11 protein-coding genes are annotated in these 12,856 nt (G+C 70.8%); 5 read left to right on the forward strand and 6 right to left on the reverse strand.

Annotated features, from left to right (window positions below; translation table 11 throughout):
* The coding region (gene priA, locus ACE3SS_RS09930; protein ID WP_374593436.1) for a primosomal protein N' at positions 1-868 on the forward strand (868 nt) is incomplete at its 5' end.
* On the opposite strand, the gene ACE3SS_RS09935 is transcribed toward priA, so the two are convergent.
* The 4 genes from ACE3SS_RS09935 to ACE3SS_RS09950 all read right to left on the reverse strand — a co-directional run bounded on the left by ACE3SS_RS09935 (position 865) and on the right by ACE3SS_RS09950 (position 4,397).
* On the reverse strand, positions 865-1,566 hold the full coding sequence (locus ACE3SS_RS09935; RefSeq protein ID WP_374593438.1) for a hypothetical protein: 702 nt from the start codon (positions 1,564-1,566) through the stop codon (positions 865-867). The genes priA and ACE3SS_RS09935 overlap by 4 nt on opposite strands.
* Positions 1,563-2,351 (reverse strand): hypothetical protein, encoded by a 789-nt coding sequence (locus tag ACE3SS_RS09940; RefSeq protein ID WP_374593440.1) that lies wholly within the window; start codon positions 2,349-2,351, stop codon positions 1,563-1,565. Before ACE3SS_RS09940 ends, ACE3SS_RS09935 begins: the two co-directional genes overlap by 4 nt.
* Positions 2,352-2,416: 65 nt before the next feature.
* On the reverse strand, positions 2,417-3,457 hold the full coding sequence (locus ACE3SS_RS09945; protein WP_374593442.1) for an AEC family transporter: 1,041 nt from the start codon (positions 3,455-3,457) through the stop codon (positions 2,417-2,419).
* A gap of 112 nt (positions 3,458-3,569) precedes the next feature.
* Entirely contained in the window at positions 3,570-4,397 is an 828-nt protein-coding gene (locus ACE3SS_RS09950) for an HDOD domain-containing protein (protein ID WP_374593444.1), read from the reverse strand.
* Positions 4,398-4,575: 178 nt separating this feature from the next.
* Between ACE3SS_RS09950 and ACE3SS_RS09955 the strand changes: the two genes are divergently transcribed.
* The 3 genes from ACE3SS_RS09955 to ACE3SS_RS09965 all read left to right on the forward strand — a co-directional run bounded on the left by ACE3SS_RS09955 (position 4,576) and on the right by ACE3SS_RS09965 (position 7,518).
* Positions 4,576-5,289: a hypothetical protein gene (locus ACE3SS_RS09955; protein ID WP_374593446.1), complete on the forward strand. Its 714-nt coding sequence runs from the start codon at positions 4,576-4,578 to the stop codon at positions 5,287-5,289.
* A 23-nt stretch (positions 5,290-5,312) separates the two neighbouring features.
* Positions 5,313-6,308, forward strand: a complete 996-nt coding sequence (locus ACE3SS_RS09960; protein ID WP_374593448.1) for an alpha/beta hydrolase — start codon at positions 5,313-5,315, stop codon at positions 6,306-6,308.
* Between the two features lie 151 nt (positions 6,309-6,459).
* A complete protein-coding gene (locus ACE3SS_RS09965) occupies positions 6,460-7,518 on the forward strand; it encodes a putative solute-binding protein (protein ID WP_374593450.1) in 1,059 nt (352 codons plus the stop codon).
* Position 7,519: 1 nt separating this feature from the next.
* Here ACE3SS_RS09965 and ACE3SS_RS09970 read toward each other — a convergent pair whose 3' ends face one another.
* Both ACE3SS_RS09970 and ACE3SS_RS09975 read right to left on the reverse strand, forming a co-directional pair.
* The gene (locus ACE3SS_RS09970; protein WP_374593452.1) at positions 7,520-8,719 is read right to left on the reverse strand and encodes a murein transglycosylase A; all 1,200 of its coding nucleotides are present in this window, start codon (positions 8,717-8,719) and stop codon (positions 7,520-7,522) included.
* Between the two features lie 44 nt (positions 8,720-8,763).
* The gene (locus ACE3SS_RS09975) at positions 8,764-10,857 is read right to left on the reverse strand and encodes a site-specific recombinase (protein ID WP_374593454.1); all 2,094 of its coding nucleotides are present in this window, start codon (positions 10,855-10,857) and stop codon (positions 8,764-8,766) included.
* A 191-nt stretch (positions 10,858-11,048) separates the two neighbouring features.
* Here ACE3SS_RS09975 and ACE3SS_RS09980 point away from each other — a divergent pair, with 191 nt between their 5' ends.
* Complete coding sequence (locus ACE3SS_RS09980; protein ID WP_374593456.1) at positions 11,049-12,803, forward strand: alkaline phosphatase; 1,755 nt, start codon at positions 11,049-11,051, stop codon at positions 12,801-12,803.
* Positions 12,804-12,856: the final 53 nt, after the last annotated feature.

Genomic DNA, 12,856 nt, shown 5'->3' on the forward strand with positions numbered 1-12,856 from the left:
TGTCTTTCACAAGGTGGACCGCACCCTGCGCTGCCACCACTGCGGCCTCACCGAACGCGTGCCGCGTGCCTGCCCCGACTGCGGCAACCAGGACATCCGCCCCATGGGCCGCGGCACCGAAAAGCTCGAAGAGCAACTGGCCGAGGCCTTGCCCGGCGCCCGCGTGGGCCGCATCGACGCCGACGTGACCCGGCTCAAGGGCGCGCTCGAAGCGCAGCTGGCCAGCGTGCATGCCGGCGAGGTGGACGTGCTGGTCGGCACGCAGATGGTGGCCAAGGGGCACGACTTCCGGCGCATCACGCTGGTGGCGGCGGTCAACCCCGACTCGGCCTTGTTCAGCGCCGACTTTCGCGCGGGCGAGCGGCTCTTTGCGCTGCTGATGCAGGCAGCCGGACGCGCGGGGCGCGATGCCGAGGCCGCCGCGCGCAGCGAAATGTGGATCCAGACCTGGAACCCGCAGCACCCGCTCTACGCCGCGCTCAAGCGCTACGACTACGAAGCCTTCGCCGCCAGCCAGCTGGCAGACCGCCAGGCCGCCGGCTTGCCGCCCTTTGCGCACCTGGCCCTGCTGCGTGCCGAAGGCCGCACGCAAGAGGCGGCGCAGGCCTACCTCGCGGCGGCCGCCCAGCTGGCGCGCGAGCTGCCCGAGTCGGCTGGGGTCACGCTCTACCCGCCGGTGCCCACCACGGTCGCCAAGGTGGCCGACGTGGAGCGCGCCCAAATGCTGGTCGAAGCCCCGCAGCGTCTGCTGCTGCTGCGCTTCTTGCAAAGTTGGACGCCCCAGCTGCACGCCCTGGCGCGCGACAAGCAATCCGGCCGCCCGCCCATCGTGCGCTGGGCGGTGGATGTGGATCCGCTGGAGATCTAGCGACGCGTGGCGCTCACGGCCAGTGCGTTGAGCGGCACCCGCAAGTCGGCCCGTGCCACACCGAGCGCGAGCGCGTCGATCGGCGTGTGCAGCGTGAAGTCGGTCTGGTTGACGGCCCAGCCTTGCACGTCGGCGTGGATGGGCACGCGGGCTTGCAGCGTGGTGTGCACGGGCACGTCGAGCGGGGCGTCGAGGGCGGCGGTGACGCGGGAGTCGAGGGCGAGCGGCACGTCGGTTTGCAGCGGCACGCGCAGCTTCACCGGCACGCGCAGCGACACGGGCAGCTTGACGCGGGCGGTGGGCAGCCAGCGGCGCACGGGCACGTCGATTTCGAGGTCGAGCGAGACGGGGATGTCGCCGGCGAAGTCGATGAAAGTGTCGATGGGCACGCTCGACTCGATGCGGGCTTGCGCGTGCAGCGCCGTGGGCAGTTGCACGCGCACGGTCTGGTGGACGGGCACGGCGACGGTGGGCGCCCAGTCGATGCGGGTCTGCAGGGGCACGAGGGCCTGGGCGCGGGCATGCAGGTCGCGGGGCAGCGAGAGCACGGCGGGCACGTCGCGCAGGCTCAGCAGCGCGGTCTGGTGGGCGAGCACGTAGCGGGCGCCGGCGGCCAGGGCGCCCGCCCAGGCCAGCAGCGTCAAGCCATAAACCAGCAGCACGTGGCGCAGCCGCACCGGCCGGCGCAGCCAGCTCACGGCCGCGCTCCGCTGGGCGGGGTGGACGCGGCCGACGGCGTGCGCAGCAGTTGCACGCCGCGCAGCGGCAGCTCGGCGTCGAGTTTGCTGATGCCGACGGGCACCACGCGTTGCGGGAAGCTCAACTGCGCCGACACCGGCGCGGTGACCGGCAGCGCCAGCTGGGCGCGCACCGGCACCTTGGCGTCGAACACGGTGTCGATGTGGGTGCGAATGGGGTCGAGCACCTGCACCGTGGCCGGCAGCGTGAGCGACAGCGGCAGTTGCTTGCGCACCGGGATCACCACGCTGACGGGGATGTCCGCCTTGAGCGGCACCTTGGCCTGCACCGGCACGTCGAAGGTCATGCCCCAGACCTTGGCGTGGACGGTGGTGTCGAGGTCGAAGGCCTGATCGACGTGCAGCATCTGGTTGACGGGCACGTCGAGGTGGATGGGCACCTCGGTGTCGAGGTGGACCTTCAGCGCCAGCGGGTCGGTGATCGGGATGGTCAGGTCTTGCGAGATCGGCACGCGCACCGCGAGCTGGTGGTCGAGCTTGACGCGCACGGTGTTGGTGACGTCGGCGTCCACCCGGATGGACGGGGGCAGCTCGATGTCGGCCCGCTGGCCGCCGAGCGGGATGCGGGCGTGCAGATGGCGCCAGGCCCAGCAGCCGGCGGCGGCGGTGGCGGCGCTCAGCACGGTCAGCAGCAGCAGGGCCGACAGCAGCAGGCCGAGCCAGCTGACGCCGCGTGCGGCGGGGGGCGGCGCGCGATCGGCCGAGGGTGAGGGCGGGGCGGACATGGGCGGGTGTCAAAGGTGGCGCCGCATGTTAGGCCAAGGGCGACGACGCCCGCGCGCGGCGCGCCTCAGGGTGTACCCCCGGGCGGGCCGACGTGCAGCAGCGTGGCGATGACGATGAAGCTGACGAACGACGCCGCCGTGGTGACGACGATGAGCCGCGCCAGGCGACCGGTGTCGGCGCCGTGGCGCTCGGCCAGCAGCGAGACGTTGCTGGCCGACGGCAGCGCGGCGGTGAGCACCAGCGCCAGCCACGCGGGGCGGGGCAGCCCCGCGCCGAGCGAGTCGGCCAGCAGGCCGAGCGCGGCGACGAGAGCCGGGTGGGCGACCAGCTTGAGCAGGCTCAGCCCGCCGATGGGGCGCACGGCTGCCGAGGAGGCCGGGGCGGCGGGTTGCTGGCGGGCCCGTTCGAGCATGGCGCCGAGCGTGAACAAGGCCACCGGCGAGGCGGCGTCGGCCAGCATCTTCAAGCCATGGTCGAGTGCGCCGCTGGGGGCCACACCGAGCCAGCCGGCCAGGGCTCCGCCGGCGATCGACCAGGGCAGCGGGTTGCCGAGAACCGGGCGCAGGGCGTCGCGCGCGGCTTGCAGCGGGTGGCCGGTGTGCTCGGCGGCGTGGGCCAGCGCCAGGCACAGCGAGCTGGTGATGAACACATCGACCAGCAGCGTGCAGGCAATGGGCCCGGCCGCGCTGGCGCCGAGCAGGCTCATCAGCAGCGGCAGGCCGAGAAAGCCCGAGTTCGGGAAGGCGGTGGTGAGCGCGGCGAACGCGGCGTTGAGCGGGTCGGTGGCGGCGCCAGGCCGCGAGCGTTCCAGCCACCACACGCCGGCCACCAGCAGCAGCGCGGCCGCGCCGTAGACCCCTACCGCGACGCCGCTCAGCCCGCGGGCCAGCGTGCCGCCCGCGCCAAGGCGGAACAGCAGCGCCGGCAGCGCGAAGAACAGCGTGAAGACGTTCAGGCCGGGGATGGCGCTCAGTGGCAGCACCCGGGCCCGCGCGGCCAGCCAGCCGCACAGCACGAGGCCGAAGAACGGCGTGGTCGCGGTGGCAATCGAGGTGACCGTGGGCCAGAGCTGCACGAAATTCAAAGAAGCCAGGGCAGGGAGCATGGGGTGGGAGTATCCCGCCGACCATCCCGCCGACCCAAGCAGCCCGGGCATGAAAAAGGCGCGGGCCTTGCGGCACCGCGCCAAGTCGCTTCCACGAGAGAGAACGGTTCGATCAGGCGATCATTTCTTCGAGGCCGGCGCTGAGTTCGGCCAGCGGGGGCATGTCGTTCAGCAACACGTCGGCCGAGATGCCGAGCTTGGCGCAGACGGCTTCGGGCACGGTGGCGGCCAGCTCGTTGTGATCGAGCTTGTGGTCTTCGGAGCGGGCCCGCCAGGCGGCGAGGTGCACGATGCCGGCCATCGGGTCGAACGGCGTGCGGTCGAGCGGGTGCACGAAGCCGGCGATGGCTTCGGAGAACGCCGGCGGGAACTTCCATTGCCGCGCCAGCTCGGCGCCCACGGTCGAGAAGTCGTAGCCGAACGAGGCGTGCTCGATGTCGGGGCGGCGCGGGTCGGTGGGCGCGGCGATCTTGTCGATCTGTAGCATCGACTCGGGCATGCCGGCGTGCATCACCAGCTCGCCGATGCCGTGCATCAGCCCCACGGTGAAGGCCAGGTCGCCATTGGCGTGCACGTGCTTGGCCAGCCAGCGCGCCACGGCGGCGGTGTTGAGGCTGTACTTCCAGAAGCGGGCCAGGTCGAGCCCCGGCATGCTCTTGAAGCCGCTCGTCAGACCCGAGCTGATGACCAGCGTGCGTACCGTGACGAAGCCGAGCATGGCCATGGCGTCGTCCACCGTGCCGATGCTGCGCGACACGTGGTAGTAGGCCGAGTTCGCCAGGCGCAGCATGCGGGCCGACAGCACCGGGTCGGCGGCCAGCTTGCGGGCGATCTGCTCGATCGAGATGTCTTCCTGGTTGAAGCTCTCGATCAGCTCGTGCACGATCTTGGGCACGGTGGGCAGGGCCTGGGGTTGTTTGAACAGGGCGTCAAGACGCATGGCAGCCTCCTTCTGGGGTGAGTCGCGCTACGAACTAAAGTGTGTGCAAATCGGCGCGCCGTGAGTCTCGGATCACAGCGGTTGCGTGGGTTATCGGAGCGCGCTCGGGCAGACTTGAGTTTGGCGGGCGCGGTTTGGGCGCGGTTCGGGGTTCACCATGAGCAGACGAAGGACAACCATGCACAGCATCACGAATCGGGCGATCTCGGCGGGCAGCCGGTGGCTGGGCGGCGCGCTGCTCGGGCTCGCCGCCCTCGTCCCCGCGCTCGCGCAGCCCGCGAGCCGCCTGCCGGCGCGCAACCTGCTCGTCGAGGTGCGGCAGGTGGACGAGGGCAGCGCCAGCGTGCAAGGCGGCGGCGTGGACCGCGCCGCCGTGATCGTGAGCAGCGACGGGCGCGTGTCGGGTGGCGCCGACGTGGGCTGGCAGGCCTCCACGCGCCAGCGCAGCGGCTCGATCGCCCAGCAGATCCGCGTGCTCAACGGCGGACGCGCCAGCATCCGGCTGGGGCAGAGCGTGCCGCTGCAATGGTGGCAGGCCATCGTCACCCCGCAGGGCGTGCAGGCCGTGCCGACCACGGTGATGACCGAGGCGGGCCAGGGCTTCACGGTGCGGCCGAGCTGGCCGGGCGGCGACGCGCCGGTGACGGTGGAGGTGCAGACCGAGCTGGGCCGCGTGCGCGACCCCAACCTCACCCTCGGCGGCGAGGCCGACAACGGCGCGGCCAGCGAGCAGTTCACCACGCTGACGACGCTGCGCTTTCCGCTCGGCGAATGGGTCACCGTGGCCAGTAGCGGGCAGAACAACGGCGGCAGCGAACGCGGCGTGCTGTCCACCCGCGACGTCTCGCGCAGCCGGCAGATCGTGGTGCAGATGCGCGTCACGCCGCAGTGATCGCCCGGCCCCGCTCCTCGCTCTTGACACCGGACACCGACCGCGTCCTCCTTGACCTGAACGACCTGAAAGCTGCCGCCCCGATGTTCACCGCCCCGCTCACGCCGCAGATGCGCGCGCTGCTCGACAACCTCCGCCGGACCGCCCTGCCACCCTTGCATGCCATGCCGGTCGAGCAGGCGCGCGCGGCCTACCGCGCCGGCGTCGGGGCCATGGAGCTGCCGCATGGGGCGGTCGAGCGGGTGGACGACTTCGGCATTCCCGGCCCGGCGGGGCCGATCCGCGCCCGGCTGTGGGCGCCCTCGCACCACCCCGGTCTGCCGGTGCTGCTGTATTTGCACGGCGGCGGCTTCGTGGTGGGCGGCATCGACACCTGCGAAGGCCTGTGCCGGCAGATCGCGCTGCAAAGCGGCGCGGCGGTGGTGGCCATCGACTACCGGCTGGCGCCGGAGCACAAGTTCCCGGCCGGGCTCGACGACTGCTTTGCGGCGCTGCAATGGCTGGTGCGCGACGGCGCCACGATGGGGCTCGACACCAAGCGCGTGGCCGTGGGCGGCGACAGCGGCGGCGGCACGCTGGCCGCCAGCACCGCCCTGATGGCGCGCGACGCCGGCATCCGGCTCGCGCTGCAACTGCTGTTCTACCCCTCGGTGCAAACGTCGATCGGCACGCCCAGCCTCGCGCGCTATGCGCAAGACCTGCCGCTCAGCACCGAGCTGATGCGCTGGTTCAATCACAACGCGCACATCAAGGGCGAGCAGCTCGACTGGCGCCGCGAGCCGCTCAAGGCGACCAGCCACGCCGGCGTCGCCCCGGCCTGGATCGGCCTGGCGCAGTGCGACGCGCTGGTTGACGACGGGCATCTGTATGCCGGCAAGCTGCGCGAGGCCGGCGTGCCGGTCGAGCTGCGCGAATGGCCCGGCGTGATCCACGACTTCATCAACATGAGCCGCTTCGTGCCGCAGGCCACCGAGGCGCACGCCGCCGCGGCGCAGGCCCTGCATCGGGCCTTTGCCTGAGCGGCCGGGTCTGGTGCACCAGGCGCCCCCCGCATCAAGCGGTGGGAATTGCGCTAGTTGCCGCGTCCGGCGCGGTTTGTCACGATTTGTGACTTGAGCGGGGCGGCCGCGGGCGCCAGCAGCGCGAGGCGAGAGATCGAGGTATCGAGTGATGCGGGGTTGCAAGACGTGGATGTGGCGGGCGGCATGGTGTGCCGCCGCGTTGTGGGCGGGTCATGCCGAGGCGGCGGCGCAACGCGTGTGCGTCTACGACATGCTCGGCACCGGAGGCGACCTCTACAGCGTCTCGCGCGACTACGCCATCTCGATGCAGAAGGTCGGCGCCAACATCGAGCTCAAGGGCTACACCGACGAGCGCGTGGCCACCGAGGACTTCCGCACCGGCCAGTGCGACGGCCTCATCGCCACCGGCCTGCGCGTGCGCCAGTTCAACCCCATCACCGGCACCATCGACTCGCTGGGCGCCACCACCATCGTGCGCGACGGCAAGATCGACGTGCCGGCCAGCTACGAGGTCGTGCGCCGCCTGATCCAGACCTACGCCTCGCCCAAGGCGCAGCCGCTGATGGTCAACGACATCTACGAGATCGGCGGCATCCTGCCGCTGGGCGCGGCCTACCCCTTTCTGAACGACCGCCACCTCAACACCGTCGAGTCCCTCGCGGGCAAGCGCATCACCGCGCTCGATTTCGACAAGGCCCAGGCCGCGATGATCCAGCGCGTCGGCGCGCAGCCGGTGGCGGCCGACATCACCACCTTCGCGCCCAAGTTCAACAACGGCATGGCCGACATGGTCGGCGCGCCCGCCATGGCCTACAAGCCGCTGGAGCTCTACAAGGGCATCGGCAAGAACGGCGGCATCACGCGCTTTCCGCTGCTGATCCTGACCTACCAGGTGGTGTTCAACCGCACCCGGTTCCCGGCCGGGTTCGGCGACTACTCGCGCGACTACTGGCTGCGGCATTTCGACGGCGCGCTGGCCCTGATCGCCAACGCCGAGAACGCCATCCCGCGCCATCTCTGGATCGATCTGCCGGCCGACAACGCCGTGAAGTACACCCTGATGCTGCGCCAGGCCCGCGTGGACATCGCCGAGCAAGGCCTCTACAACAAGCGCGCCCTGCGCATCATGAAGAAGGTGCGTTGCAGCATCAACCCGTCCGACTCCGAGTGCTCGACGCAAGCCGAGTACGAGTGGAAGACGCCTTGATCTAGCTCTTCGGCCACAGCACCCACAGCCGCAGCGGCTGGCGGGTGCGTCCGGCCTGCGCCTCGGCGTCCGCCCCCCAGCCCCAGAAGTAATCGGCCCGCACGGCGCCCGTGATCGCGCCGCCGGTGTCCTGCGCCAGCACCAGGCGCTGCAGGGCGCGCGGCAGTGGCGCCTGATCGGCCGGGGCCCAGGGCTGCGGCTCGGTGCTCACCAGCCACACCGGCGCGCCGTAGGGGATCGATTCTTTATCGACCGCGATCGAGCGCCCCGGCGTGAGCGGCACGCCCTGCGCGCCCAGCGGCCCGAGCTCGGGCGAGGGCAGCGGGTCTTCGCGGAAGAACACCACGCGCGGGTTGGCGCGCAGCATCTCGGCCGTGCGCTCGGGGTGCAGCTTGGCCCAGGCCCGGATGGCCGGCCACGAGGCCTGATCGGCCCCCAGCTGACCCTGATCGACCAGCCAACGCCCGACCGATTGATAGGGCTGGCTATTGTGCCCCGCAAAGGCCAGCCGCACCACGCGCGGCGCGCCATCGGGGCCGGGCGAGTCGAGCAACCGCAGGCGGCCCGAGCCCTGGATCTGCAGCGACAACGCATCGAGCGGGTCGGCGACGAACGCCAGCTCGCGGCCTTGCAGCGCGGCGCGGGCGGTGGGGTCGGCGTCGAGCTCGGCACGTGTCCAGTAGGGCTTGCGCGTCGCGAGATCGGCCGGCGGCGCGTAGAGCGGCACGTTGTAGACGGCATCGGGCTGCTTGCGCGCGTCGAGCATCGGCTCGAAGTAGCCGGTCAGCAGGCCGCTCGTCTGGCCGTCGAGGCTCTCGACGCGATACGGCTGCAGCATGGTCTGCGCCCACTCGCGCGCGGCGGCCTCGAACTGCGGGTCGTCGGTGCGCAGCAGGTAGGCGCTGGCGCAGGCGCGGGCCCACTCGGGGCTGGCGCGGGCGCAGCTGCGCAGCAACGCGGGCCAGGCCTGCAGCAGGCGGTCTTGACTCCAGCCCGGCAGCTCGGCCCAGTCGGCGCGCACCCAGCGCGCCTTGGCGTGGCCGCTGGTGTCGGTGACCGGTTGGCGCGAGGGCGTTGTCGGGTAGGGCGGCAGCGGCCCGGTGGCGCAGCCTGCCAGCAGCACGGCCAAGGCGCACGCCGCGATGGCCCAGGCGTCGCCTCGAATGCCGCGGCCCCAGCGGGGCGAAGGAGAACAGGTCATGTGGTGGATCGCCATCGAGGCGCCGCCGGCCTCGTCTTGGACGCTCACTGCGTCGGTTCGCTGCGCGGGGGCAGCACGAAACTCAGCGGCCGCCGCCGCAGTCGCCGCCCGATGGCGCCGAACACGCGGCGGCGCTCGGTCAGGCGAATGCCGCGCGAGCGCATGGCCAGCGCGAACGCGCACACAAAGCTCACGCCCACGTTGAGCAGCCCCGTCAGCGGGATGGCCGCCACGCACCACCACAGCTCGGGGTGCTGCAAGGCAGGCTCGCGCAAGGTACCCAGCGCCGCGGCGATCTGACCGGTGGACAGCGTGACGTGCCGCACGTCGAGCGGCAGCGCGAAGAAATGCGCCACCACCGGCACCAGCCCCAGCAGCAAGCCCAGCGACACGTTGGCCGCCAGGCCCGAGATGTGATGCCGCCACCAGGCGGCCCAGCGCGCGGCCCGTTCGGCACCGAGGCGGGCCACGATGCGCGGGTTCCAGCGGATCGCGGTGTCGATCTTGTTGAGCACGAACCAGTTTTCCGTCCAGCCCGCGATCAGGCTCGACACGAACAGCAGCACGCCGGTAAAGACGGCGTACCACAGCGTCGGGCCCTTGAGCGACAGCGACTTCAGCGCGTATTCGGCATCGTGCACCGACACCAGCGGCCGACCCAGCGCGTACCAGGCCAGCCATTGCAGCCCCAGCACCACCGGGGCCACCACCAGCAGGTTGCCCAGGATGCCGGCGGTCTGCGAGCGGATCAGGTGGGCGACCTCGTCGACGAAACCGTCCAGCGCCGTGTCGCTCGACACATCGCCGAGCTTGGCGGCCAGCGCGGGCGCGGTCATGGCTGGTTGCTTGGTGGCGACCGTCCAGTGCAGCAGGTAGATCAGCAGGAAGCTCAGCGCGTAGTTGAGCCCGGCCCCCAGCCCGGCCCAGAACGGCGACAACGCCAGCCCGAGCACCGCGAACTTGATGATGGTCGTGAAGGCCAGCACCGCGCCCCCGCCGGCGGCGCTGCCCAGCATGCCGAGGTATTCGCGGCGGTTGCGGGTGATGTAGTGCTCGCCGGTCTCGGCGCTGCGCTCGGCCACCTTGCGCGCCAGCATCGAGTAGTGGCGGCTGAACAAGGGTCGGATGCCGCGCCGCGCGTCGGCGTTGCGCACGAACTCGGTCAGCGCCGCGGCGATGTCGCGCGACGGCGTGGGCGACAGCACGCAGCTCAGCAGCATGTCGATGCGGCGGGCGCGCTCGCGGATCTGGTCCACCTGGAACACGATGCCGACCGAGATGCCGTGCTCTTCGAGGTGCTGGTAGACCGACTCGCTGGCCCGCACGCACGCGTCGAGCAAGGCACGCAGATAGACGGCCTGCTGGTGCAGCTCGGTGCCGGCGTGGCCGGTCTGATCGGGGCCGACCGCCAGGGCCTCGGCCGACTGCTGCAACTGCTCGGCCACGCGCGCCAGTCGCATGAAGGGCTGATCGGCCAAGGCGTCTGTGCTCATGCGCGGACGCAGCAGGCCCGACAAGCCTGCCGCCCGGATCTGGCTGGTCAGCACGGTGATCGAGTCGTAGAAGGCGCTGCGCCAGCCCAGCGGGTTGGGGCGCTGTGTCGCCTGCGGCGCGGCGCCCGGGCGCGTGGCCTGCTCGAACAGCGCGCCGATCCGGCCGAGCGTTGCGCCGTCCAGCGCCTGCAGCCAGCCCAGGTCGTCGGGCGATTCGAACAGCACGTCGAACAGCTCGGCGAGGTTGCGGGTGGCCGGCGAGGTGGGCAGCAGGCGCAGACGCAGGCGGGCGCCGAGCTCGCCCAGAAAGTCGGACGATGGCGCGAAGCCGAAATCGGCGAACAGGGTGACCAGATCCCATTCGTTCCAGCAGCCATGCAGCAGGGCCAGCACGGCGGCGCGCCGCTCGGGTTGCTGATCCAGGGCGTCAAGCAGGGTGCGCAACCGCCACACCGGCAGCGGCGTGTCGCACGGCGCGGCGGCCAGCTCGGTGGGGGGCGTCTGGCGCAGCCACTGCATTACGCGATACAGCCACAGATGCTGCTCGGCGAACTCGGCCTGCGGGTTGGCGGCCAGCAGCAGCGCGGGCAGATCCCAACGGGGGGCGGCGGGGCGAAGAAGGGCGAGACGGCGGTTTGAAGTCACCGGGCGAGTGTAGGTTGCCGGCGGGACGGCCCCCCCAACCCGCTCACTTGAGCGGGATCTCGGGCGCGTGTCGGCCCCCTTGCGCGCCGCATGGGTCATTCGGATGCGTCGGCCACGCGGCGCTTCATGGCGGCGTCACCCCGATTGGTGAAGCTGCGCGCCATCTCAACTGACCTTGGATGTTGCCCACCATGGATCGCCGTTCCTTCCTCTCCAACCTGGGCCTGGGCCTGGGTGCTTCGTTCGCCTTGACCTTCCACGCTCAGGCGGTGCAATGGCTGAGCCCCGGCAGTGCGCCCATCAACAACGGCAACCTGCGCACCGACTCGGCGCGCGTGTTCGACCTGTCCATCGCCTCGGCCGATCCCACGCCCACCGGTGTCGTGCTGTGGACGCACATCGCCGACGCCGCCGTGCGTGCCGGCGAGGCGCTCTACGTGCAAGTGGCCAGCGACACGGCCTTCAACAGCCTGGTGCTTGAAGCCCGCGTCGGCCCCGAGGACATCACCGCGCAGCGCGACTACACCGTCAAGATCGACCTCGACGGCCAACTCGCCCCGGGCAGCGTCTACTACTACCGCTTCATCTACGACAGCACCGTCAGCCGCACTGGCCGCTGCCGCACGGCACCCGCCGCCGGCGCCTCGCTCAGCCGCCTGAAGCTCGGCCTGCTGACCTGCCAGGACTACACCAACGGCTACTACGGCGCCCTGGCCCACGTGGCGCGCGACGAGAGCCTCGACTTCGTGCTGCACCTCGGCGACTTCATCTACGAGACCGCTGGCGACCCGCGCTTCCAGAGCCTGCCCTTCGCCGACCGCACGATGATCCTGCCCTCGGGCGGCACCGTGTCGATGGGCCTGGCCGACTACCGCTTCATCTACCGCACCTACCGCAGCGACCCCAACCTGCAGGCCGCGATGGAGCGCCACACCTGGATCATGGTGCCCGACGACCACGAGACGGCCAACGACTGCTACTGGGACTACGCCCGCGACACGCTGGGCGCGCCCGACCACCCCTACACCAAGGATGCCCAATACGGCAACAGCCCGGCGCTGCTGCGCCAGCTCAAGCTCGACTCGCAACGCGCCTGGGTCGAATACGTGCCGGCCCGCGTGGTGGTGAACGAAAGCGCCACGCACCCGCACGATTACCTGCGCGTCTATCGCAACCAGTCGTTCGGCAGCTTCCTCGACCTCTATCTCATCGAGAACCGCACCTACCGCACGGCCCACCCCTGCGGCGAGGCCGACGTGCTGCAGCGCTATGTGCCGCTGGGCTGCACCAACCTCAACAACCCCGACCACACCCTGCTGGGCAAGACCCAGCGCGACTGGCTGGTGAGCGGCCTGACCAACTCCAAGGCCACCTGGAAGCTGCTGGGCAACCAGACCTACATGGGCCGCCTGTCGCTGACCTTCCTGGGCAACCAGATCGTGCCGTTCAACGTCGATGCCTGGGACGGCTTTGCCGCCGAGCGCACCTTGATCTCGCAAGCGCTGCGCGAAGCCAAGGTGAAGAACTTCGTCGTCGTCACCGGCGACCTGCACACCTACATGGCCAGCCACGCCAAGGCCGACTACGGCAACCTCAACCCGCTCGACACCAGCAACTACATCGGCGTCGAGTTCATGACCCCGTCGATCACCTCGGCCAACATCGGCGACCAGCTCGGCCCCAAGCTCACCGTCGAGCAACGGCAACTGCTGCTGCAAGGCCTGAGCGAGGCCACGGTGAAGCTCAACAACCCGCACATCCAGATGTTCGACAGCATCCGCCACGGCTACTCGACGCTGGAGCTCAAGAGCAGCTACTGCGAGTGGGTGGCCTACTCGGTGAACAAGGACGTCAACGACGCCAACGCCACGCGCACCTGCATCGCCCGCTACCGCAAGGCGATGTCGCTGCCGTGGCTGCTGCCGATGAGCACCAGCGGGTATTGATCGACCCCCGGACGCCCGCCACGCGGATGGGCGAGACCTGAATCGGGTGGGCT

This window comes from Aquabacterium sp. (genome assembly GCF_041915145.1).
Lineage (GTDB): Bacteria > Pseudomonadota > Gammaproteobacteria > Burkholderiales > Burkholderiaceae_C > Aquabacterium.

Excerpts from the sequence above, each read along its gene's own strand:
- ACE3SS_RS09940 (WP_374593440.1), bottom strand. The coding sequence starts at position 2,351 with ATGTCCGCCCCGCCCTCACCCTCGGCCGATCGCGCGCCGCCCCCCGCC.
- ACE3SS_RS09955 (WP_374593446.1), top strand. The coding sequence starts at position 4,576 with ATGCACAGCATCACGAATCGGGCGATCTCGGCGGGCAGCCGGTGGCTG.
- ACE3SS_RS09970 (WP_374593452.1), bottom strand. The coding sequence starts at position 8,719 with ATGACCTGTTCTCCTTCGCCCCGCTGGGGCCGCGGCATTCGAGGCGAC.
- ACE3SS_RS09945 (WP_374593442.1), bottom strand. The coding sequence starts at position 3,457 with ATGCTCCCTGCCCTGGCTTCTTTGAATTTCGTGCAGCTCTGGCCCACG.
- ACE3SS_RS09965 (WP_374593450.1), top strand. The coding sequence starts at position 6,460 with ATGCGGGGTTGCAAGACGTGGATGTGGCGGGCGGCATGGTGTGCCGCC.
- ACE3SS_RS09980 (WP_374593456.1), top strand. The coding sequence starts at position 11,049 with ATGGATCGCCGTTCCTTCCTCTCCAACCTGGGCCTGGGCCTGGGTGCT.
- ACE3SS_RS09950 (WP_374593444.1), bottom strand. The coding sequence starts at position 4,397 with ATGCGTCTTGACGCCCTGTTCAAACAACCCCAGGCCCTGCCCACCGTG.